At 57.8% G+C, this 23,644-nt stretch carries 19 protein-coding genes; 8 read left to right on the plus strand and 11 right to left on the minus strand.

The genetic code is table 11. The annotated features are described in order from the left end of the window. Positions 1-69 precede the first annotated feature (69 nt). From gyrA to dnaA, 6 genes are all read right to left on the minus strand, one after another. Positions 70-2,787, minus strand: coding sequence for a DNA gyrase subunit A (gene gyrA / locus EHS19_RS00985; protein WP_151915923.1), 2,718 nt, complete (start codon positions 2,785-2,787; stop codon positions 70-72). 230 nt (positions 2,788-3,017) lie between these two features. Further along, on the minus strand, positions 3,018-5,207 hold the full coding sequence (gyrB, locus tag EHS19_RS00990; RefSeq protein WP_151915924.1) for a DNA topoisomerase (ATP-hydrolyzing) subunit B: 2,190 nt from the start codon (positions 5,205-5,207) through the stop codon (positions 3,018-3,020). Positions 5,208-5,580: 373 nt separating this feature from the next. Beyond that, the gene (locus EHS19_RS00995; protein ID WP_151915925.1) at positions 5,581-6,072 is read right to left on the minus strand and encodes a DciA family protein; all 492 of its coding nucleotides are present in this window, start codon (positions 6,070-6,072) and stop codon (positions 5,581-5,583) included. Then, positions 6,069-7,301 carry a DNA replication/repair protein RecF gene (gene recF / locus EHS19_RS01000; protein WP_151915926.1) on the minus strand — a complete coding sequence of 411 codons (1,233 nt, stop codon included), beginning with the start codon at positions 7,299-7,301 and terminating at the stop codon, positions 6,069-6,071. Before recF ends, EHS19_RS00995 begins: the two co-directional genes overlap by 4 nt. 108 nt (positions 7,302-7,409) lie before the next feature. Continuing rightward, positions 7,410-8,534, minus strand: a complete 1,125-nt coding sequence (gene dnaN, locus EHS19_RS01005; RefSeq protein ID WP_151915927.1) for a DNA polymerase III subunit beta — start codon at positions 8,532-8,534, stop codon at positions 7,410-7,412. 710 nt (positions 8,535-9,244) lie between these two features. Then, a complete protein-coding gene (gene dnaA, locus EHS19_RS01010; RefSeq protein ID WP_421745032.1) occupies positions 9,245-10,894 on the minus strand; it encodes a chromosomal replication initiator protein DnaA in 1,650 nt (549 codons plus the stop codon). 324 nt (positions 10,895-11,218) lie between these two features. Here dnaA and rpmH point away from each other — a divergent pair, with 324 nt between their 5' ends. From rpmH to EHS19_RS01050, 8 genes are all read left to right on the plus strand, one after another. After that, on the plus strand, positions 11,219-11,353 hold the full coding sequence (rpmH, locus tag EHS19_RS01015; protein WP_151915929.1) for a 50S ribosomal protein L34: 135 nt from the start codon (positions 11,219-11,221) through the stop codon (positions 11,351-11,353). 17 nt (positions 11,354-11,370) lie between these two features. Further along, positions 11,371-11,772 carry a ribonuclease P protein component gene (rnpA, locus tag EHS19_RS01020; protein WP_151915930.1) on the plus strand — a complete coding sequence of 134 codons (402 nt, stop codon included), beginning with the start codon at positions 11,371-11,373 and terminating at the stop codon, positions 11,770-11,772. A 13-nt stretch (positions 11,773-11,785) separates the two neighbouring features. Further along, positions 11,786-12,103: a membrane protein insertion efficiency factor YidD gene (gene yidD / locus EHS19_RS01025; protein WP_151915963.1), complete on the plus strand. Its 318-nt coding sequence runs from the start codon at positions 11,786-11,788 to the stop codon at positions 12,101-12,103. Next, the gene (gene yidC, locus EHS19_RS01030) at positions 12,096-13,115 is read left to right on the plus strand and encodes a membrane protein insertase YidC (RefSeq protein WP_151915931.1); all 1,020 of its coding nucleotides are present in this window, start codon (positions 12,096-12,098) and stop codon (positions 13,113-13,115) included. The genes yidD and yidC overlap by 8 nt, the downstream gene beginning before the upstream one ends. An 88-nt stretch (positions 13,116-13,203) precedes the next feature. Next, positions 13,204-13,764: a Jag family protein gene (locus tag EHS19_RS01035; RefSeq protein WP_151915932.1), complete on the plus strand. Its 561-nt coding sequence runs from the start codon at positions 13,204-13,206 to the stop codon at positions 13,762-13,764. Beyond that, positions 13,761-14,456 carry a 16S rRNA (guanine(527)-N(7))-methyltransferase RsmG gene (rsmG, locus tag EHS19_RS01040; RefSeq protein ID WP_151915933.1) on the plus strand — a complete coding sequence of 232 codons (696 nt, stop codon included), beginning with the start codon at positions 13,761-13,763 and terminating at the stop codon, positions 14,454-14,456. The genes EHS19_RS01035 and rsmG overlap by 4 nt, the downstream gene beginning before the upstream one ends. Positions 14,457-15,214: 758 nt before the next feature. Beyond that, positions 15,215-16,201 carry a ParA family protein gene (locus tag EHS19_RS01045; RefSeq protein ID WP_241676995.1) on the plus strand — a complete coding sequence of 329 codons (987 nt, stop codon included), beginning with the start codon at positions 15,215-15,217 and terminating at the stop codon, positions 16,199-16,201. Position 16,202: 1 nt separating this feature from the next. Next, on the plus strand, positions 16,203-17,699 hold the full coding sequence (locus tag EHS19_RS01050) for a ParB/RepB/Spo0J family partition protein (RefSeq protein ID WP_151915934.1): 1,497 nt from the start codon (positions 16,203-16,205) through the stop codon (positions 17,697-17,699). A 187-nt stretch (positions 17,700-17,886) separates the two neighbouring features. On the opposite strand, the gene EHS19_RS10625 is transcribed toward EHS19_RS01050, so the two are convergent. The 5 genes from EHS19_RS10625 to EHS19_RS01070 form a co-directional block, all read right to left on the minus strand. Then, entirely contained in the window at positions 17,887-18,060 is a 174-nt protein-coding gene (locus tag EHS19_RS10625) for an AbrB/MazE/SpoVT family DNA-binding domain-containing protein (protein ID WP_175578224.1), read from the minus strand. A 244-nt stretch (positions 18,061-18,304) separates the two neighbouring features. Beyond that, positions 18,305-19,735, minus strand: coding sequence for an MvaI/BcnI family restriction endonuclease (locus EHS19_RS01055; protein ID WP_151915935.1), 1,431 nt, complete (start codon positions 19,733-19,735; stop codon positions 18,305-18,307). Positions 19,736-19,795: 60 nt separating this feature from the next. Further along, positions 19,796-21,094: a DNA (cytosine-5-)-methyltransferase gene (gene dcm / locus EHS19_RS01060; RefSeq protein WP_241676996.1), complete on the minus strand. Its 1,299-nt coding sequence runs from the start codon at positions 21,092-21,094 to the stop codon at positions 19,796-19,798. Positions 21,095-21,421: 327 nt separating this feature from the next. Beyond that, positions 21,422-22,513 (minus strand): thioredoxin-disulfide reductase, encoded by a 1,092-nt coding sequence (gene trxB, locus EHS19_RS01065; RefSeq protein WP_151915937.1) that lies wholly within the window; start codon positions 22,511-22,513, stop codon positions 21,422-21,424. Between the two features lie 76 nt (positions 22,514-22,589). Beyond that, positions 22,590-23,630: a nucleoside hydrolase gene (locus EHS19_RS01070; protein ID WP_151915938.1), complete on the minus strand. Its 1,041-nt coding sequence runs from the start codon at positions 23,628-23,630 to the stop codon at positions 22,590-22,592. Between the last annotated feature and the right edge of the window lie 14 nt (positions 23,631-23,644).

A 23,644-nucleotide genomic window follows, 5' to 3' on the forward strand; every position in this document is an offset into this window, starting at 1 on the left:
TGATAGCTAGTCGATACTAGTCGCGAATACTAGTCGAATACTATCGAAGGCTATCAGCTACCCGTCCCGTCACTCGCCGTCGTCCGCGGGTTGTTCCGGGTTGTTTACATTCGCTCCCGCTTCGGCTGGTTCGGCTGATTCGGCAGCAGTGGCATCCGCAGCAGCCCCGGCCCCGCCATCACCAGCCGTCACCGCATCGTCGTCGTCCTTCTCCTCGTTGCGCGCGATGGAGATGATCTCGTCGCCCTTGTCGGGCTTGGCGAGCGTGACGCCCTGCGTGGTGCGGCCGGTGCGCTTGACCTCGGCTACGTCGGAGCGGATCACCTTGCCGGACTTCATGATCGCGAGCACCTGATCGTCCTCGGCGACCACGAGCGCGCCCACCAGCGAGCCGCGTCCCTCGACCAGCTGCACGGCCTTGACGCCAAAGCCGTTGCGGCCCTGGAGACGGTACTCGCCGATCGCGGTGCGCTTGGCGAAGCCCTCGTTGGTGACCACGAGCAGATCCTTGTCGGAGTCGGCGGGCACCACGTCCATCGCGAGCAGCTCGTCGCCGTTGCGGAACTTCATGCCCTGCACGCCGGCGGTCTGTCGGCCCATCGGGCGCAGCTGATCGTCGTCGGCCACGAACTTGAGACTCATGCCGAGCTTCGAGACGAGGACGATGTCGTCGTCCGCGTTGCACAGCGCGGCTCCGATCAGTTCGTCTGCCGCATCCCCGTTCTCGTCGGTCATCAGCCGCACCGCGATCAGTCCGCCCTGACGCGGTGAATCGTATTCGGCCAGCGCGGTCTTCTTGACCTTGCCGGTACGCGTCGCGAGCACCAGGTACTTGGCGACCTCGTAGTTCGGAATCGACAGCACGGTCTGAATGGCCTCGCCGGGCTGCAACTGCAGCAGATTCGCCACATGCTGGCCCTTGGAGTCACGCGACCCCTCGGGCAGCTCGTACGCCTTGATGCGGTACACGCGGCCCTTGTTCGTGAAGAACAGCAGCCAGTTGTGCGTGGACGTGAGGAAGAAGTGGTCCACCACGTCGTCCTCGCGCAGCTTGGCGCCCTTGATGCCCTTGCCGCCGCGGTGCTGCGCGCGGTATTCGTCGGCCTTGGTTCGCTTGATGAATCCGGAGTGCGTGACGGTGACGACCACGTTCTCCTCGGCGATCAGGTCCTCGACGTTCATTTCGCCGCTGAACGGCAGGATCTTGGTGCGCCGGTCGTCGCCGTACTTGGTGACGATCTCGTCGAGCTCGTCGCCGACGATCGCGCGCTGACGCTCCGGCTTGGCGAGGATGTCGGCATAGTCGGCAATCCTGCGCTGCAGCTCCTCATGTTCGTCGATGATCTTCTGACGCTCCATGTTGGCGAGTCGCACAAGCTGCATCGACAGAATCGCGTCGGCCTGCACCTGATCAATGTCAAGGAACTCCATGAGTCGCGGACGCGCATCCTCACGGCCCTGGCTGGATCGGATGAGGCGAATGACCTCGTCGATCGCATCCATGGCCTTGAGCAGACCCTGCAGGATGTGGTCGCGCTCCTCGGCCTCGCGCTTGAGATAGCGCGTACGCCGCTCGATGACCTCAAGCTGATGGCTCACCCAGTGGCGGATGAACGCGTCGAGCGAGAGCGTGCGCGGCACACCGTCGACCAGTGCGAGCATGTTCGCGCCGAACGTCTGCTGCAGCTGGGAGTGCTTGTACAGGTTGTTGAGCACGACCTTCGGCACGGCGTCGCGCTTGAGCACGAGCACGAGTCGCTGGCCGGTGCGGCCGGACGTCTCGTCGCGCATGTCGGCGATGCCCTGGATCTTGCCGTCGCGCACGCCTTCGCGGATCGACGCGGCCAGGCGGTCCGGGTTGACCTGATACGGCAGCTCGGTGACCACCAGGCACATGCGGCCCTTGATCTCCTCGGTGTTGACGACCGCGCGCATGGTGATCAGACCGCGGCCGGTGCGATACGCCTGCTCGATGCCCTTGTGGCCGAGAATCGTCGCGCCGGTGGGGAAGTCCGGCCCCTTGATGATGCCGATGAGCGCGTCGAGCAGCTCCTCGCGGGTCGCTTCGGGATGATCAAGCGCCCAGTGCACGCCCTGCGCCAGTTCGCGCATGTTGTGCGGCGGGATGTTGGTCGCCATGCCGACGGCGATGCCGGACGATCCGTTCGCCAGCAGATTCGGGAAGCGCGCAGGCAGCACGGTCGGCTCCTGCGTGCGGCCATCGTAGTTGGGCACGAAGTCGACGGTGTCCTTGTCGATGTCGCGCACCATCTCCATGGCGAGCGGCATCATGCGGCATTCCGTATAACGCATGGCTGCGGGCGGATCGTCGCCGGCCGAGCCGAAGTTGCCCTGACCGTCGACCAGCGTGTAGCGCATCGACCACGGCTGCGCCATGCGCACCAACGTGTCGTAGATCGCCGCGTCGCCGTGCGGATGGTAGTTGCCCATCACGTCGGCGACCGGTCGCGCGCACTTGGAATAGCCGCGATCCGGGCGGTATCCGCCGTCGTACATCGCGTACACGATGCGCCGGTGGACGGGCTTCATGCCGTCGCGCACGTCCGGAAGGGCGCGTTCGACGATGACGGAGATCGCGTAGTCGAGGTACGACTGACGCATCTCCTTCTGGATGTCCGTATGGGCCACGCGATGCTCGTCGAGGACCAGCTGTTCGCCGGCCTGCGGGCTCGTGGGCTCCATCGAGTGCTCTGCGCGCTCGTCGTTCTGCTCCGGCAGGTCATTGCCGGACTCGCCGGTGCCTCCGGTGCTGTTTTCGTCTGCCACTGATTATTCCTTTTGTGTTATTGAAAAGCTATTTCGAGGCTCCCCTTGTCAGGGGAGCTGGCTCGCGAAGCGAGACTGAGGGGTAGTCGCACCCTTGGAACGTTCCGAACGTATCGCTACCCCTCAGTCAGCTACGCTGACAGCTCCCCTGACAAGGGGAGCCAAGCATGGTGCTCATTTGACTAGCTTGCGGACAGCTTCCCTTGTCAGAGGCGCCGCGCGAGAAGTCCTTACGCGTCGATGAAGCGAACATCCTTCGCGTTGCGCTGGATGAACAGGCGGCGCGGCTCGACGTCGTCGCCCATGAGCATGGAGAACGTCTCGTCCGCGGCGGCCGCGTCCTCGATGTGGATCTGCTTGAGGATGCGCTTGGCGGGGTCCATGGTCGTCTCCCACAGCTCCTGGTAGGTCATCTCGCCCAGACCCTTGTAGCGCTGGATTCCCTCGCCCTTGGGCAGCTGGCGTCCAGCGGCGCGTCCGGCGGCGAGCTTCTCGTCGCGCTCCTTGTCGGTGTACACGTAGTCGTGATCGCCGCGCGTCCACTTGAGCCGGTACAGCGGCGGCATGGCCACGTACACGTATCCGGCGGTGATCATCGGGCGCATATAGCGGAAGAACAGCGTCAGATTCAGTGTGGCGATGTGCGCGCCGTCCACATCGGCATCGGCCATGATGATGACCTTGTGGTAGCGCACCTTGCTCACGTCGAAGTCCTCGCCGTAGCCACCGCCGACCGCCGTGATCAGCGATTCGATCGTGTCGGACTTCATCATGCGGTCGAGCGAGGCGCGCTCGGTGTTGAGGATCTTGCCTCGCAGCGGCAGAATCGCCTGCGTTTCCGGGTTGCGCCCCTGGATCGCGGAGCCGCCTGCCGAATCGCCCTCGACGATGAACAGCTCGCATTCCTCGGGATTGCTGGACTGGCAGTCCTTGAGCTTGTCGGGCATGCCGGCCGATTCGAAGATCGACTTGCGGCGCGTGTTCTCGCGGGCCTTCTTCGCGGCGATGCGCGCGCGCGACGCCTCGATGGCCTTCTGGATGATGTTCTTGGCCTCGCTGGGATGCGCGTCGAACCAGTCGCCGAGCTTGTCGGTCATCACGCGCTGCACGAAGGTCTTCGCCTCGGAGTTGCCGAGCTTGGTCTTGGTCTGGCCCTCGAACTGCGGCGTGGTGAGCTTGACGGACACGACCGCCGTCAGGCCTTCGCGCACGTCGTCGCCGGAGAGGTTGTCGTCCTTGTCCTTGAGGATGTTCTTCTCGCGCGCGTAGCGGTTCACCAGGCCGGTGAGCGCGGCGCGGAATCCCTCCTCGTGGGTGCCGCCCTCGGTCGTGGAGATCGTGTTCGCAAACGTGTGCACGGACTCGGAGTAGGCGGTCGTCCACTGCATGGCGATTTCGGCGGAGATGCCGATTTTGAGATCCTCCGCCTCGAAGTCGATCACATCGTCCTCGACCGGCGTCGCCTTGCGGGATTTGACCAGATAGTCGACGTAGTCCTTGATGCCGTTCTCATAGCGGTACGTGACGGTCTGGTGCTTCGGCTCGCCGTCGGCGTCGTCCGCACCGGCCACCTCGTCGCCGGCCATGTCCGGTTCGCGCAGGTCGGTCAGGCTGATCTTGAGACCACGGTTGAGGAACGCCATCTGCTGGAAGCGCGCACGCAGCGTCTCGAAGTCGTAGACGGTCGTTTCGAAGATCTTCGCGTCCGGCCAGAACGTCACGGACGTGCCGGTCGACTCGCCTTCGGCCATCGGCTCGCCCTTGGCGAGGCGCGCGGTCGGATGCTGGTCGATGTAGGTCTGCGTCCAGTGGAATCCCTGTCGGCGCACCTCGATGTCGACGCGCGTGGAGAGCGCGTTGACGACGGAGATGCCGACGCCGTGCAGACCGCCGGAGACCGCGTATCCGCCGCCGCCGAACTTGCCGCCGGCGTGCAGCTTGGTCATGACCGTTTCGACGCCGGAGACGCCTTCGCCCGGCACTTCGTCGACCGGGATGCCGCGGCCGTCGTCGACGACGCGGATGCCGTTGTCGGGAAGGATCGTGACCTCGATATGCGTGGCGTAGCCGGCCAGCGCCTCGTCGACCGAGTTGTCGACGATTTCGTAGACAAGATGATGCAGGCCGCGCGGACCGGTGGAGCCGATGTACATGCCCGGGCGGATGCGCACGGCCTCAAGGCCCTCAAGGACCTTCAAATCGCTGGCATCGTAGTGGTCGGGGGACATGCTTTCGTCGAGCTGCGCATCCACGAGATCATCGTTGTTGATCTGCTCGTTGACCTGGTCGAGTCTGGTCTGTCGATCGGCCGTGCCGGCCGCGGCCGATCCGTTTATGCTTTCAGTGGAATCACCAAGCGGGTCTGATTCTTCTGCCACAGGATTCCTTTCTGTTTTTTCTGCGGCTGTGAGGCCATTCATATGGGCCTTATGCCCTAGAAAGCCAATAAAGGCACCTTACAGCCGTTTACCTAGTGTGCACGTAAGTTTACTCAGATAACACGACACACCGCACAGCGACGAAATACAGCGGCTCACCGCCATATCGCCCTGCTGATGTCTTGTTGGGATTTTGCTGCTCCCGGCCAGCAGGTACGGCAATCTCAGCTTCCGCCGCAAGGCTTGCGACGCGAGGCAACGGACGCCGTTCGCGCCAATGGCATGTTGGTTGCCAATTGGCAACCAGTCAGAAAACCATGAATGGCGGTATATCAGGGATCCACGTTACACGAACAGCGCACGGATAGTTGCCAATTGGCAACCAACACGCCATTGCCGAAAACACGCCGGCCGGTTATCGCTGTCCGCCGCGATAGCCGCGATAGCCGCTGCGCTGATACCCGCTTTGCGGCCCGGTGACGCGAATCTCCTCGATGCTCAGTCCGGCCAGCCGCTCGCGGATCGTCGCGGTCAGCTGGGGAATCATATAGGTCAGCTGCGTGGCCCACACCGCGGATTCGGTGCGAATGGTCAGTATGCCGTCGCGGAATCCGGCGACGGTCGAATGCATGGCGATCGCCGGTCCGACCACCTGATCCCAATGGTTGCGCAGCTGGGCGAGCTTAAGTTGGGGAGTCCATCCTCCCCGGCCCGCGATTGCGCCGAGCACGCTGGCGAAGGCCGCCGGATCGCGGCCCGGCTTGCCGAAGTTCTCCCTTGCCTCGTCGCTTTTGCGCTGCCAGTCGGCCTTGCTCATGATTCCGTTGCGCGCCGCGAGACGCTCGTACACCTCGGCTGGCAGCTTGCGCTCGTCAAGATGCAGCAGGCTGGTGATCGGCGGAGTCATGATCGCGCCGCCTGTGCGGTCGATGCGGTCGGTGAAGTCGGTGCCGCAACAGAACCAGCCGCAGCAACCCCACCGGCCTCGGGATGCAGCCACGCCTGCTGAGCGGCGACCAGCGCGGCCACGTCGATCACCTCGGCGTGCCGGCGAACCGGCCCGTCCGGCACATCGGACGCGGACGCGACCGTGATCAGCACCTGATCCTGCTGGGCTGCGAACCGCAGGATCTGCTCGCGCCTGTTCGCGTCAAGCTGCGCGAACACATCATCGAGAATGACCAGCGGGCGCATGCCGTACAGCTCGCTTTCCAGCTCGTATTGCGCCATTCTCAGTGCCAGCGCCAGCGTCCACCTCTCGCCGTTGGACGCGAACTCGCGCGCCGGCATGCCGTCAAGCAGCAGCGTCACATCGTCGCGATGCGGACCGATGAGATTCTGCCCGCGCGCCACCTCTCCCGGGTAGATCCGCTGGAAATGGCTGCTGATCTGCGCTTCGGGAGCCTCCTGCTGCAACACCTCGTCAAACGACGGCTCATAGACCATGCCGGCCGTATCGCCTCCGGCAAGTTCGGCGTAGATCCGCGCGAATGGTCCTGCGAGACGCTGCGTCAACGCGATGCGGTCCCGCGTGAGCGCCACGCCCATCGCAATGAACTGTCCGGTCCACGCCTCAAGTCCGGCAAGCGCCGCCTGCGTGGCATCCGCACCGTCCTGTCTGCCGCCGAGCTGCTTGAGCAGCGCCGCGCGCTGGCGGGCGATCTTCGTGTAGTCCTGCAGCCGTCTGGCATACCCCGCGATCAGCAGCGCGCCCGCCTGATCAAGGAATCCTCGCCGCGCCGCCGGATCGCCCGACACCAGCCGCTGATCGTCCGGCGCGAACGACACCGACGGTATCTGCCCGATGATGTCGCGCAGATACCGGCTTGCTGAGCCGTTGACGCGGGCGCGGTTGGCTCCCTTGGCGCTGATCGTCGCCTCCAGAGTGACCGTGCCGCCCGCGCCCTCGCGTTCCACGTTGGCCCTGATCGTGGCCTTGGTCTCACCGCGTTTGACCAGCGGAAGCGACGACGACGTGCGATGGCTGCCGCCGGTCGAAAGCACTTCGACCGCTTCGACGAGGTTCGTCTTGCCCAGTCCGTTCGCGCCCTGGAGGATGGTCACGCCGGGCTTGAGATCAAGCACGCAGTGGTCCCAGGAACGGAAGTGGTCGAGCGCAAGACGGGAGATGTGCATGAGGTCGGTTCAGCTTTCGCGTTTCGTTGTTCGCGTTTCGTTTCGATTCCGCTGGTCGCATTGGATCGCGTTGGATGCGATGCGGCTTTGTCAGCTTTGTCGGCTTCGTCAGCTCTGGAAGCGCATCGGAACGAGCAGATAGCGGTAGTCCATCGACTCGTCCGAATCCGATTCCTGCTGCCCGTTGAATTCGACCGGCTTGACCGCCGTGGTCATCTTCATGCGGATGAACGGCTCCGCGATCGCGGACAGGCCTTCGATCAGGTAGTTCGGGTTGAATGCGACGGTGATGTCGTCGCCGTCCATGTCGATGTCGAGCGTCTCCTTGGCCTGCGCCTCGTCCGCGGCACCGGCCGACAGGGTCAGCTCCTGGCCGGAGAACGTCATGCGGATCGGCGCGTTGCGTTCCGCGACCAGTGCGACGCGCTTGATCGCACCGATCAGCTTCTGACGGTCGATGACCGCCTGGATCGGGTACTCGTCGGAGAACAGGCGATCCACCGCGGGGAATTCGCCGTCGATGAGCTGCGACGTGGAGACGCGACCCGCGTTCTCAAAGCCGAGAATGGTCTGCGATTCCTCGTCGTAGTCGATGACGACGTTCTGGCGTTCGTCGACCGAGCGCGCGATGTCGCGAAGCAGCGCGCCGCCCACCAGTGTGGTGGTCTTGTTGTCGGGATTCTGCGGGGTCCAGGTGAATGTGGTGCGGGCAAGACGGAAACGGTCGGTCGAGGTCATGGTGACCTTGTCGCCGTCGAATTCGATGCGGATGCCGGTCAGCACCGGGCGGTTCGCTTCGTGGGAGACCGCGACGCCGGCCTGATTGACGGCCTGGGCGAAGGTCTGCGCATCGACTTGGCCGAGCTTCGCCGGCACGACGGGAAGATCGGGGTATTCCGCGTCGGGCATCAGCTGCAGCGTGAACGTCGACTTGCCGGAGGTGATAGTCAGCGTCGAATCGGTGGTCGTCAAATACGCCTTCTCACTGGGCAGGCTTTTGGTGATGTCGGCGAGCAGTTTACCGAGCACCAGCACGGTTCCGGGTTCGTCGATGCCCGCTTCGATCTGATCGCGCGCGGAGAGTTCGAAGTTGAATGCCGAGAGTCGAAGGGATCCTTCCGATGCCTCCAAGCGGATGCCTGCGAGTATCGGATTGGCCGGATTGCTTTTGATGATGCGCGTCGTCCAGGCGACCGAGTCGGCGAGGGAGGCGGAATTGACTTCGACTTTCATGGGTCCTGCTTTCGTAGCTGTTGAGTGATGCTGTGCTGAGTTTCATTTTGCCACGTCGCATTCGCCGGAGCGAACGGATTTGGAAGGCGGCGCGTTATGACGATGATGATCTTAGAAAGTACGTAAGTAACCGTAGTAATAAGCGCTGTGGATATGTGGATAATGCCCGGAATCGCTTTATCCACTGGACTTTATGTGGATAACCGCCTGTGGATAGTTTCCTGAATTTCTGTGGATAACTCAGTCGGTTTTCCACAGCAAATTGCTCGTTGTTGAGTTGTCCACATTCGACGCCGAGTAGTCCACGAGTTATACACCTTCAGAATATGGCTTATCCACGGGTTTTCCGCAGGGTTTGCCCACAATTGTGAATAAGCATGTGGATAACTTTTTTCAGGACTATCCACAGCATCGGCGTGTCGCCGCCTCGTTGTTGTGCGCAAACTACGTTCCTGATTTACCCACAATGCGCTGATCAAGGAGCGAGGCAGCGTCGGTGCCGATCAAGCGTCACCGGTAGCCAGGCGGCGCGTGATGCGCTATGCAGGTCGTTGCAATGACTTCGGCATATGCAACACATACCGAAGATTCCTATGGAAGCGGGCATGCAAACGTACGACACCAGCTCACTGAGGATGCTGACATTCACGGCATATGCAGGCTGGTTATACTGGCTTTTGAGCGTTGGCCTTCCTTTCCGGCCTTCCGGGCTACTTGCCGCCCGAGGAATGCTGTTTGAGCCGCAGCGTCAGCTCCATCACGTAGTTGTAGATCTCCTGCTTCTGCTGCATCTCGCCGCTGATGCGCGCATAGGCGTGCATGACGGTCGTATGGTCGCGCCCGCCGAACACCTCGCCGATCGCGACCAGGCTCATGCTCGTCATCTCGCGCGACAGATACATCGCCACCTGCCTGGCAAGAGAGACGTTCTTCGTGCGCCCCTTGCCCACCAGATCGTCGAACGTCAGATGGAAGTACTTCGCCACCTGGCTGATGATGTCCGTCGGCTTGATCTCGATGTCCGTCGTGAAGAAGTCCTGCAGCGTCTGCTCGGCCAGCGTCCGCGTCACCGGCTGGCTGCTCAGCGACGCGACCGCGGTCACGCGCGTCAGCGCGCCCTCCAGCTCCCTGATGTTCTCGGTGAAGCGTTCCGCGATCAGATCAAGGACATCGTTGGGAATGTTGCTGTGGTTCATCGACGACATCATGCGAAGAATCGCGATGCGCGTCTCCAAGTCCGGCGGCTTGACGTCGACCGGAAGGCCGGACTCGAATCGCGAGATCAGACGCGCCTCGAAGCCCTTGAGGTTCTTCGGCGGCACGTCGGATGCGATGACGATGCGCTTGTTGGCCTGATACAGCGTGTTGAACGTGTGGAAGAACTGCTCGAGCGTCGCATCCTTGCCGCCAAGGAACTGGATGTCGTCGATCAGCAGCACGTCGACTTCGCGGTATCGACGGTTGAATTCGGCGATCTGCCCCTGACTCTGGTTCGGATTCTGCAGCGCCTCGATGAACTCGTTCGTGAACTCCTCGCTGGTCACGTAGCGCACCTTCAGCGTCGGGTCCTTGACCAGCGCGTAGTTGCCGATCGCGTTGAGAAGATGCGTTTTGCCCAGACCGGAGCCGCCGTAGATACACAGCGGATTGAAGTCTCGTCCCGAGCCCTCGGCCACCGCCAGCGCCACGGTTCGGGCGAAGCGGTTGGAATCCCCGGGGACGAACGTGTCGAACGTGGCGTTCTTGTTCAGATGCGTTTCCGGATCGCGCGCGACCTGCTGCCGGTTGCCGGTGAACTGCGGCGTCGGCATCGTCGTCTGCTGCAATGGCTGAGGCTTCGGCTTCGGCGTTGCAGCGACGTTCGGTTGCGCCGATCTGCCGGTCGAATCGCTACGCCGTTGCGATCGCTGCGGCGCCGGATTCGACGGCACCGGCGGTCGCTGCGGCATCGGCGGCATCACTGGGCGGTAGGATTCCTGCCCGAGATCGGCTACCGTCGGCGCATTGCGTATGTCGAACTGGCTTTGCGTATAGGTCGGACGCGGCTTCGGCGCCGGCGTCGCGGCCTCGGTTTCCTGCGGCGTCGTTTCGGTGCGGGGCACGATCTTGAACGCGGGGAACATGGCGATTCCCGATGCGATGTTCAGCGCCTGCAGCAACGCGTCGTTGAGTTCGTTCTGCATCGCCTGCTGAGTCGCCATGTTGTTCACGCACAGCACGATGGTGGTGCCGAACACGGCTTCGGGGACCACGCCCTCAAGCCAGCCCTTGTCTCGGGCGGTCAACGATGAATTGTGCTTGAGCAGGGCGAGGGCATCGCCCCAGATGCGGGTCGCCTGCGCGGTCGGGTCATGTGACATGTCAGCCATCGGCCCTCCTCACAGTCACTACGTCTAAAAAGTACAACAGCTAATATTTACTCCGTTTTCGAGAAGTTATCCACAGGCTTGCGTGTTGCAATTGCTGAAATGTGAATAACATCGGTGTAATTTGTGGATAACTTTCCCATTGTTTTCGGCACTATTGCAACGATTTTCGCATGTTTTCGCAGGGTTTTCGCATGTCCGGCATATGGAAACTCGGTCCGCGTGTTGACTTGTGGGTAGGGGTGAGAGTATTTTGGTATAGCTTATGACTCATGAGGAGCCATGCGTCCGCATGGCTGAAAACCGGGAGCGTTACCTATGAAGAGGACATTCCAGCCGAACAACCGCCGTCGTCACATGAAGCATGGCTTCCGCCTGCGCATGCGCACTCGTTCCGGCCGTGCGACCATCAACCGTCGCCGCGCCAAGGGCCGCAAGGTTCTGTCCGCCTGATTCAATCGGCGAAAGACGTGAAACGGCTCACTAGTCACCGTGATTTCGTCACAGTGCTTAAACGTCGCCATAAGGTGAGTGCCAATGACATCGTCGTGCACTATTTGGTGCGCGACGATGCTTTGGTATCAGGGCGGTCTTCCTCATCCTTTCAGCCTGAGGATCGCCGTCTTGGACTGGCCGTATCCAAGTCGGTCGGCAAGGCAGTCACCAGAAACGCCGTGAAGCGCCGTTTCCGTGTCATCGCAAGGCAATATGAGGCGCAGCTTCCGCTTGGATGCGATATCGTGCTCCGAGCGAAGCCCAGTGCCGCCATTGCGGATTTTCAATCATTGGATCGTCAAGTCGATCACCTCTTTCGCTCGGTGAACCGTAAGGTCAGCAAAGCGTTAGAGGACGGCAAGTCCACCGAGGCGTAATTCCATGGCGATCATGATGGTTCGCAACGGGATGATTCGAGCCATACGCTGGTATCAGCGAACCATCTCTGCGAACAACCCGCCATGTTGCCGCTATTATCCAACCTGTTCACGATATGCAATCGAGGCCCTGCAGCGGTATGGGGCATTTCGAGGTGGGCTTCTGGCCCTCCTTCGGCTGTTGCGCTGTCGGCCCTGGAGTAGAGGCGGCATCGACGATGTGCCGCAGCGTTTCTCATTGTTTTATCGTTTTTCCTGGTCGAAGGCCCACGAGGAACCTCGGCTGACACCACTGGCCGTAGATGAAGGAGATGGCCCAAGCGATGTATAACTCTGATAACTTCCTGCTTGACAGCGGCTTCTGGGGGTGGCTCTATAAGCTGCTCACCCCGGTCGAATGGCTGATGACGCAGATCATGGCGCTGTTCCACCGTCTTCTGACGCTGCTTGGCATGTCGCCCATCGGTCTGTCGTGGGTGCTGTCGATCATCTTCCTGGTGCTTGTGGTGCACGCCTGCATTCTGCCGATCTATATCCGGCAGATGAAGTCGATGCGCAAGATGCAGGCGCTACAGCCCAAGATGCAGCACATCCAGAACAAGTACAAGGGCAAGAAGGATCAGGCCAGCAAAGAGGCTTTGAGCCGTGAGATGATGAAGCTGTATCAGGACAATCACGCGAATCCCGCCGGTTCGTGTCTGCCAATGCTGATTCAGGGTCCTGTGTTCATGTGCATGTTCTATGTGCTTTCGGCCATTCCGTATATCGCTCGCGGCAAGCGCGCCGCGCTTGGTGCGTTTGATGTAGAAACCGCCAAGCAGTTCGCCCAGACCAAGGTGTTTGGCATCGTCTCCGTCACTGATACGTTCGGTACGGCACAGGTCGGCGGACAGGTCGTCATCGGTGTCTTCGTGATTCTCATGTGCGCCTGCATGTGGTTCATGCAGTTCAACAACATGCGTAAGAACATGCCCAAGGCCTCCATGCAGGGTTCTGCATACACCATGCAGAAGGTGATGACTTGGGGTATGCCGCTCATGTACGTGTTCTCCGGCGCGATCATGCCGTTCGCCGTGCTGGTGTACTGGCTGACCAACAATGTGTGTAACCTGCTGCGCTCCATGTGGCAGGTGTACGCGTTCCCGACGCCTGGTTCTCCCGCCGCCGAGGAGAAGAAGGAACGTGACCATCGCCATGAGAACGAGCGTCGAGCCAAGGCTGGTCTTCCCTCTCTCGAAGAGGAGAAACTTCAGAAGGCGCGCGAGGATGCGGAGCGCAAGAGCTCCGAGGGCTATCAGCGTTCGCAGCCTCAACGGAAAAACCGGCGTTCCCCTAGGAAGTAGTCGTTCTGCCTGCGGACATGTGTTGTGCGTGTCCGCAGGCTCTTGTTTTAGACTTGTATCAAATCTCGCGTGATAAGGAGTAGTTGACATGGCGCAGGATGAAGACAAGACGATCGATCAGCTCAACGAGGAAGCTGACATTGCTGCCGATTACCTGGAGGGCTTGCTTGACATCGCCGACTACGATGGTGACATCGAGATGGGGGTGCGCAACAATCGTGCAATGGTGCAGATCGTCGCCGATGATGATACCGACATCAAACATCTGATCGGCCGCAATGGCGAAGTCGTTGACGCTCTCCAGCAGTTGACTCGCCTTGCTGTTCAGCAGAAGACCGGCGAGCGATCGCATCTTATTGTTGACGTTGATGGCTTCCTCAAGCGCAAACGCCAGCAATTGCGTGATATCGCGCTTGATGCTGTCGATGAGGTCAAGGAGACTGGCGAGCCTGTCGATCTCAAACCCATGAACTCGTTCGAGCGTAAGGTCGTTCACGATGTCGTGCGCGAGGAGGGCTTCAAGTCGCGCTCTCATGGTGAGGAGCCCAAGCGCTACGTCACTGTGTATATGCGCAATGTTGATGATGCCGCCGATGCTGATGATTCGGATGATCTTGGTGGCTTTGTTGAAGGGGATATTGAGTCGTGATTGATGATGTTTCACGTGAAACACCTCAAGATGAGCTTGAGGGGTCTCACGTTGTACGTGATGTGCTTGGCGATGCCTTTGATAAGCTCAATGTGTTTCACGTGAAACTTCGTAACGAGGGTGAACCTCGTGGCCTAATCGGTCCTCGCGATGTTTCCATTATCTGGGAACGTCACATTCTCAATTCTGCCGCCGTGGTTCCTTTTATCGTTGAGGCGACGAAAGGGCAGCGTTTCAAGACGGTTGCCGATGTTGGTAGCGGTGGTGGATTCCCCGGATTGGTTGCTGCCGCATGTCTTCCTGATCATCACTTTACGTTGATCGAGCCGATGGAACGGCGAGTGGAATGGCTCGACGAATGTGTTCATGAGATGGAGCTCGACAACGTGGAGATTGTGCGCGCTCGGTCCGAGGAAGTGATTGCTCGGCTGCGCAAAAACCGTGATCTTCATCCTTACGCTGTAGTGACGTGTCGTGCGGTTGCGCCGTTGACCAAACTCAGTGGATGGACGTTGCCGTTGTTGAAGCCCAATGGTCGTCTAGTTGCTTTAAAAGGACGTTCCGCACAGGCGGAGATCGACAAGGCTGCGAAAGAGATCGCCAAGCGTGGGGGAGTCAATCCTCGTGTTGTTGAAGCTGCTGTCGGCGAAGGACTTGAACCTACGCACGTTGTGTTGATTGATAAACGTTGATCGATTGCTCTAAGATCAGTCGGTATATTGTTGTTGTTATCGTCTGCTTTTGCTGACATATCCGCTAGTGTTCTCCGTCAGCACTTCGTTGATCATATTGTTGGCTCCCCTTGTCAGGACGTTGCCGTTATGCAAACAGCAGAGCTGTTTGTAGGCAACGTGCGAGCCGACCGGCGAGCAGGCTTGCTGCGCGCGCAGCGCGTCCGTGATTGGCCCGGCTAAGTGGGACTGAGGTGTAATGAATCCGTCAACATATTTCTGATGTGGGATGCTAGTGTGCCGCGTCAGAAGTTCTTTGATCATATTCTTGGCTCCCCTTGTAAGGGGAGCTGGCACGCGAAGCGGGACTGAGGGGTAGTGAATTCGTCAATGAATTTCTGACGCAGGATGCTAGTTCATCATTCCATGATTGAGTATCTGATATTTGTGCGCGGTTTGATGATTGTACGACTGACATTTATTGATTTGTGGATATCTGAATCATACAAGATGTTTCCTCTATGTTGTTCTGTTACATCGTATTGAGTTATCCACATTTTTGCCCCTCTTGCACAGCTTTCCACAATCTGTTTGGTCGGAAACCTGTAATCGTTGAAAAGTCTTGAAACGATTGAGTTTTCGAGCCCTTTATCAGTCGTTTTACGTCTTTTGTTGACATACGCTATCCACAGTTAATCACACCATTGTGGATAACTGTGTGCGCAACTCTCATGTCCATATCCACGATGAAACTGGACATATTGTATAAAGGAGGAACCGTGACAGATTCCGGCACTCAGCGTTCGACAAAAGACACTTTCGTCGAATCCGCCGCACAAACCATCAAACGTATTTTCGGCTCATCCGATTCGCCACTCGGTGCTGAGATAGCGGAAGCAACTTCTCGGTTGAATAAAATCGATCATGCTGTTTACCCGAAACCTTCCGACACTCGTCTCATCGCTGTGGCAAATCAGAAGGGTGGTGTTGGTAAGACCACTACTACTGTCAATATTGCTGCTGCTTTGGCTCTTGCCGGTCTCCATGTTCTTGTCATTGACATGGATCCTCAGGGTAATGCATCAACTGCTCTTGGTATCAAACATAATTCAGGAGAACCTTCTGTTTACGATGTACTAGAAGGCCGACTTAGCATTGACGACGTCAAACAGGTCTGTCCTGATTTCGATCACCTTGAAGTAGTTCCCGCTTCAATTGACCTGAGCGGTGCCGAACTCGAACTTGCTGATGAACCTAATCGTAGCGAGCTTCTTCATAACGCTGTTATCAGTTTCCTTGAACAGCATCAGGGTGATTATGATTATGTGCTTATTGATTGTCCTCCTAGCCTTGGCTTGTTGGTCATCAATTCCATGTGTGCTGTCAATGAAGTGCTGATTCCTATTCAGGCTGAATACTATGCGCTTGAAGGTCTAGGCCAACTCATTAATACGATTGGTTTGGTCCAGAATCACTATAATTCTGATCTTCTTGTTTCAACCATGTTGGTTACGATGTTCGATAAACGAACGCTGCTAAGTAAGGAAGTCTATACTGAAGTCAAGGAACATTATCCTGATATTGTTCTTGACACGACAATTCCGCGTACTGTGAAGATTGCTGAAGCTCCCAGCTTCGGACAGACTGTTATTGCCTATGACGGTCACGGTATGGGTGCTATTGCGTATCGAGAGGCGGCTCTTGAAATTGCGCGTCGCTCGGAACAGGTCATCAAGGAACTTGCAACGAAGCGAGGGGAGAACTGACATGGCATCTAAGTCTCGACTTGGGAAGGGCCTTGGTGCATTGTTCCCCGCATTACCAGGGGAGAATGCACCCCAGAAGTCACAGCGCAATGCCGCTTCTGTTGATGATAATTCCAATTCAGATCAGATTGTTTCACGTGAAACATCTAAGTCTGCAAGCGCTCAACAGAAGACGAATCAGACTCCTGAGCTTCCTGATCGTGTTGATGTTCCACGTGAAACAATCGATAAGGCCGATAACTCTCAAGGCTCGGAATCTGTTCCAGATAAGCAGGTTGAAGCCGCAACGAAGATTTCTGCTACACATGGCAAGGCATCTTCGTCTCGACCTCGTCGAGCGTCGATGCCTATGCTGAATGATATTGTTCAGCATCCAAGCGATGTGTTCTTTGGTGAGATGAATGCAGTTGTTTCCAATACGGATAGCATGACTGTCAACTCCTCTGATACGGGAAATACGCAGGATTCACATGTTTCACGTGAAACAAATCCAGAAACGGATGATCTCAAACCTGTATACGGTGGGTATCTCGCTGAGATTGACATCGATGCCATTGGGCCTAATGCTCATCAGCCTCGTACGATTTTTGATGAAGATGAGCTGAATGAACTTGCCGCTTCAATCAAAGAAGTCGGTATTCTTCAGCCAATCGTTGTTCGTAAACGACCGTTGAGTCAGATTCAGGCTCTAAAGATCCAGCATGCCGCTGATTCAATGGGTGCGGCATCGCGAAAGACCGAATCTCAGGATGTTTCACGTGAAACACAGTCAGAGCAATCCAGTAGCGATGTTTCACATGAAACGCATCATGTCATCGGTGATACAAATAGCGAATATGAACTGATCATGGGTGAGCGGCGATGGCGTGCCGCGCGCCTAGCTGGGTTGAAGGCGATTCCGGCGATCGTCAAAACCACGGCTGATGACGATATGCTGCGTGATGCGCTGCTTGAGAACCTTCATCGTGTGGCGCTGAATCCATTGGAAGAAGCTGCTGCCTATCAGCAGATGATCGATGAATTCGGTCTGACTCAGGCGGAACTCTCAAAGTCGGTGTCGAAATCTCGCCCGCAGATAGCCAATATGCTTCGTTTGCTGAACCTTCCTCCATCGGTGCAGAAGAAGGTTGCCGCCGGAGTGCTGTCAGCCGGTCATGCACGAGCGTTGCTAGCATTGAGCGATGAGCAGGTTATGGATGATCTGGCTAAGCGAATCATTGCTGAGGGATTGTCCGTACGCAGTACTGAGGAGATTGTGGCGTTGAAGATCGCGCAGGGGGAGCAGCCCAAGAAGGTGCGAGCCAACAAGAACAATCCATGGTCGAATTCGCCGATTCAAAGGAATCTCGAAAACCACTTCGACACGAAAGTGTCGATTAAGGGTTCACAGCAGCATGGAAGAATCGAGATCGTATTCTCTTCACCCGAAGACATGGATCGCATCCTCTCCATGTTGATTCCTGATTCCCAGAAGCCGAACACCGATTCCTGGGTGTGACATTGTGATGTTGTCCTACACGTCGCCTATGCAGTGGTAAGGCTCGCATAGGCGACGTGGTAATGCATACACAACAGAACCAAGTAAATCAGCGTAGATTTACCATTCATTGTTGCTTTCCGTGGTGATGTACCCCATCATCGCAACCCATCATTGCAATACAGTGTGACGTGATTAGCCAGCGATGCTAATCATTCGTTGATTGAGATGACTGATTTCGAATAGGGGTAAGAAACAAGCATCCCTGTTCAACACGTGCATCTAATTCATCGCCTACATGTAGGCCGACTTGAGCAATCAATTCGTCTGGCAAAGGAACAACGTAATCATCGCCCCAACGCGTCAGTGTCATGATATACATCAGCACCCCCTTGGAGCTGAAATATTGAAGAAAATAGTGTACTGCGTCGGAAGTTCGTTGATTATGTTGTTAGCTCCCCTTGTCAGGGGGAGCTGGACCGCGAAGCGGGACTGAGGGGTAGCGAATTCGTCAACGAACTTCTGACGCGGCATAATAGTATGTGCAAGGAGATGAAATCAGTTAACTGTCATACCGTAGTTGTAGATCATATGAAATGGCAATTACGAAAACACAATGACTGACCTCATACGCGATCTTCGTTGTTGTGGTAGTTACGGATGTCGACTTCGCGAACTTCCTGATAGATCGCCGCAATGTCTTTGATGTCAATACGGAACTGGCTGCGGGCCTTCGGCTTCCATTTGCCGTTCACAATGGTTGCCTTGTCACCAGGATCATAAACGGCTATGCCATCTTTAACGGCTTGAAGGAAGAGGCCGAAGCTGGTGGAAACACCTAAGGTGACGAGTGGGCCGAACTCGACTACAGTGCTGGTCTCTTTGCCTTCGCGAAGATAAGGAACATATGCAGCGCGATTATGCTTGCGCTGCCAGTGGCCAAGCAATTTCAGGAACGACCATCCGGCGGCAAGGTTCTTTGTACCCTTCTCGTAGAGAGCGATCATGCCATTGGGGTCGAAGTGTTTAGCGTCGGTGAATCCTTCCAAGACCAGTTCAAGTTTTGCGCTAGGCTTGTCTTCACCTTCGCTCTGGATGTCGCCGGAGGTGAAGTAGTAGCTGGTGGGGTTGCCTTCATCGTCCCTCGTGTACGCATGCCCGTATTTGAACACGAAGTCCACGGTGGACAGTCTACCGGTTGATGGCATGTCAGGCTGTGGGGTGAAAAGCGTGACCTTGTGGCTGTAACGGCGTTCCAATGATTTCTGCTTGATGGCCTTGAGCTCCCAGACATCAAAGTCCGGACCGGGGATGGCGTTCTCGCCCACACCCAATTCCGCTTCCAAGGTCAGGCCCGGAGCATTGGGCGCAATGTACGGCTTAACGACGACACCGTCGTTGCTAAGCCTCCAAGGAGTGATCTTACGACCAATAATGTTTGCCAACGCATGTTCAAGCACAGAGAACTCGTCATGTTGCTTTGTGCTCTTGTAAATGATCGGGCAAAGATGACCAGTCTCAAATGTTTCCATGCCAAGCACGTACTGTGCAGCCGGCGAGGATGCACCGACGACAAGTGCGACTACATGGGTGACTTTGCCAGTGGTGTTCTTCACAGGGCCGAGAAACAGGCAGCGGTTTTCTTCGTGTCCGCGTCTGGTTTCGCTCAATAGTTCGTTCGGAGCCTCTTTACATCCGCGCAGGAATCCGGAGAAACGGACTTCGGGGTACTGAGGGTAGTAGCAGAGTTTAGCGTCAGGAGCTTCAAACTGACCGCTAGGTGTAACCCATTGCCATGTCACGGGAATTTGGATGACTGGGCTGCCTGCCTTCTTCTTTTGGGATTTGGCTGGTGTGTACGACGGCTCGCCTAATGGCAGAAACGACAAATCGGATGGATCATTTGCTAGCCAAATCTGTTGCTTGCTGTTGTGATTTCGTAACAGTCGTTTGACCCAGATGCTACTGGCGCCGGCGTTTGTGAGCAGGTCGTGGACTTGGCTGATGTCTGCCTCGTCGTACCATTGGAGGGCTTTATTGGAAGAGAACTCGCACATGAATCAACGATACCGAAGCCCGAGGGACAATAATTGAGCCAGAGCAGGGCAGCAACAAAATCAGTCAGTTCCAGCCCCGGCGATGGCGAGTTGCCGAACCTTCTGAATCTCGTCCACAGACACTGAATCATCCGGGAGCATGCCTTGATCGCCTTCAGCCATAACCTTGAGAATGTGTGGGCGCATGATGCGCGCTACCTCCGCAATGGCTGGCACAACCACGCTATTGCCGAACTGCCGGTAAGCCTGCGTATCCGACACAGGTATACGAAAATCGTCTGGATAACCCATGAGACGGGCACATTCTCGTGGGGTAAGTCTGCGGGGGCGTTCATCACCCTGAGCGACAAGAATCTCGCTGCCATCTTTGTGATAACGAGCAGACAGGGTGCGCGAAACCATGTCTGGAGTAACTAGGCCATATCCGAAACCGTGCCCTAGTGCTTCGTGTTTCTTCTTATAGTCCTGCAGATACTGCCACAGGCGTGGGGAGAGCGTGTACTTGTCCTGTACCTTCTGGTGCTCGAAGTCGAAATACTTGTCGCCGTCCCACGGAAGATAAGGCTCGGTGCCGTCGGTTTTGTGGAGGATGTCGGCGAGCACCGGATGGTGGTCGGGGAACTTCAGGTCGTCCCATGTGAAGGCGGTTTTGGAACGGAATCCGACGATGTAAATACGCTCACGATGCTGGGGGACAAAGTGCTGGCCGTCCACGACCTTCCAGTGCACCTCGTATCCGAGCTCGTTCTGCAATGCATCAAGAATGACCTTGAAGGTACGGCCCCGGTCATGGCTGGTGAGGTTCTTCACATTCTCCAAAAGGAACGCGGCTGGTCTTTTGGCGGCAATGATACGCGCTACGTCGAAGAACAGCGTGCCCTGTGTCTTGTCGCGGAACCCGGTCTCGCGTCCGAGGCTGCGTTTCTTAGATACGCCAGCTAGGCTGAACGGCTGGCATGGGAATCCGGCTAGTACAACGTCACAGGCGGGGATATCGTCCGCATCAACCTGTGTGATGTCACCGGCCATGTTCTCGGCGAATCCGTAGTTGGTCCTATAAGTGCGTGTGGAAAACTCGTTCCACTCCGAGGAGAACACAGCATGGCCACCGGCTGCTGCGAAGCCTCGACGAATACCGCCGATGCCCGCGAAAAGGTCGATGGTTCGGAAGTCCGTGCCGGTCTCATGCGTGGTACCGTAGTACAGCTCTTTCAGTGCGGGAATATACGCAGGTTTGCACTGCGCCTTACCCGACTCCCAGCGCTCCACCGTGGAGGTGGACAGACCAAGAGACTCGGCCAGTTGGCGTCGGGTCATGCTCTCGCGGAGCTTAGTGATAAGCTCATTGGCGTCATCCATGGTGCGTTGGGGAATCGGATTACTCATAGGGAGGAATATACATCATAATGATGACAAAAATTCCCAGAGATAAGGTAGCCGTAAATCAGGATACGGTATGGCTGCTGAAAATGTCCATCCAATGCCAGTGTGGATAGATAAGGAATGCAGGAAACGAAAGTAACAGTGCAGAATAAACAGCATGCGGCAATGGCGGATGGTTGCTGATTGGCAACCAACCTGCCATTGCCGCAATCGATGTAGTGACTGTGGTTTTGTGCTATGCTACGCCATGATATGCGGACGCAATGCGACGCGAAGCGCCGATCAGCAACAGATCAGCCACGATCAGGCATGATCGCCGGTTAGCCAGGCCTGGGCGTCGAGGGCGGCGCGGCAGCCCATGCCGGCGGCGCTGATCGCCTGACGGTACGTGTCATCAACCACATCACCAGCGGCGAACACTCCGGCGACCGATGTTCGCGTCGAAGCGCCGTCAACCACGATGTAGCCATGCGAATCCAATGTCAACGCTCCACCAAGAAACTCGGTGACTGGCGTGTGTCCGATCGCCACGAATACGCCATTGACATCCAACGCGCTCGTTGCACCGGAAACCGTATCGCGCACGGTGATCGACGTAACGCCAGAATCATCGCCGTGAATCTCATCAACAACCGCATTCGTGAGCAGACGAATCTTGCTGTTCTCCTTCGCGCGTTCCACCATGATCTGCGACGCGCGGAACGAGTCACGACGATGAATCAGCGTCACCGATGAGCCGAAGCGAGCAAGGAACAGTGCCTCCTCGAAAGCACTGTCGCCACCGCCGACGACCACAATCGGTTTGTCGCGGAAGAAGAAGCCATCGCAGGTGGCGCAATAGGAAACACCATTACCGGAGAACTCCTGCTCGCCGGGCACACCAAGCTTACGGAACGACGAGCCGGTCGTCACAACAACAGCACGCGCGCGATATGTTTCACCGCCATCGGTCGTCAGCGTCTTGACCGCAGCGTCGGAAAAATCAACCGACGTGACATCGTCATATTCGATCTGCGTGCCGAACTTCTCCGCCTGCTCGCGCATCGCATCCATCAATGCCGGGCCCATAATGCCATCAGGAAAACCGGGGAAATTCTCGACTTCAGTGGTGTTCACCAGCTGCCCGCCAGGCGTGAGCGCACCGGCGAGCATCAGCGGCTTGTAGCCGGCGCGCGCCAAATAGATCGCCGCCGTGTACCCAGCAGGACCGGAACCAATAATGATCACATCGTGAACAGTTTCGTCCGTATGATGAGCAATTGCGGAAACGGCAGCAGAAGTCGCCGAGCCATCATGCGCAGCCGAATCGGCGTGCAGCGCAATGCCAGTCGCCCCCAGCGACAGGGCACCGCTGTTGCCGCCAGCATTGAGTTTGAGAAGATTCAAATCAGTCATGACACCACTGTATCGGGTACGCCGCCAAACCGCGAGATTTCGCCCACAGCCACCGACCAGTAGCCACCAAACCCCGTCAGTGCTTGGCAGCAAGCGCGGTGATGCGCGTCATGAATCGATCAAGGAACCGCTCGACATTCACCCTGACAGCAACCCGCGTCGTCGTCACCGGATCGGTGAGCCGAGCGCGATCGCCGATCGTGCGACCACGGAATGCGCCATCGAGATCGACCTTGAGGTTCACGCCCAGCGTAGTCACCAGCGTCGGGTCGAGCGCGGCAGCAACGGCAAGCGGATCATGCAATCCGCAGCCCTTCACCTCGGGCTGATGAGCCAGATAATAGTCGATGTAGTAATCGGTCATGTCAGCAAGAAAATCGCCGGCGGCGGTGTGCAACGCACGCCACTGGGCAGTACCGGAACGCGTCAGCGCGGTGCGATGCGTCACGTCCAATCCGATCATCGTGGTGCGCGCCCCGCAGCGGAACACGTAGTCAGCAGCTTCAGGGTCTTGGCTGATGTTCGCTTCGGCACCAGGCGACACATTGCCAGGCACCGTCAGCGCGCCACCCATCAACGTGATGTGCGCACCCGAATCGATCACATCGGGAGCCTTGCGCAGCACGGTCGCAATCGTGGTCAGCGAACCGGTCGGCACGATCGTGAGCCGGTCCCCATACGAGCGCATCGCGTCAATCAGGAAATCCACAGCAGAACCGGCTGGTTCGGCAGCGCGCGGCGAATCAGGCAGCTCGGCGCCACCCAAGCCGTTCTCTCCGTGCACGGCGACCGACCCAGCGGAGGGAGTCCACGGGCCGAACTTGGCGGCATCGTAGGCCCACGGGTGATCGACGCCCGGATACACGGGCACGTCGTCGCGACCGAACGCATGCAGCACGGCCAGCGAATTGCGCACGCCCAGCGGCACCGCAACATTGCCGAATGTGCCGGTGATGGCGATCAGGTCGGCGGCATCGCTTGGCGCAGCGGCGCTGCCGGAATCGTCGGACATGCTGTCGGCATCGTTCGGCGCGGCGGCGCTGCCCAGCGCATAGGCGATCGCCAGCGCGTCGTCGATGCCGGTATCGAGATCAAGAATCAGTTTGCGATCAGCCATGCTATGCTCCCCGC

Origin of the sequence: Bifidobacterium jacchi (assembly GCF_009078285.1) — a bacterium.
GTDB classification, from domain to species: Bacteria; Actinomycetota; Actinomycetes; order Actinomycetales; family Bifidobacteriaceae; genus Bifidobacterium; species Bifidobacterium jacchi.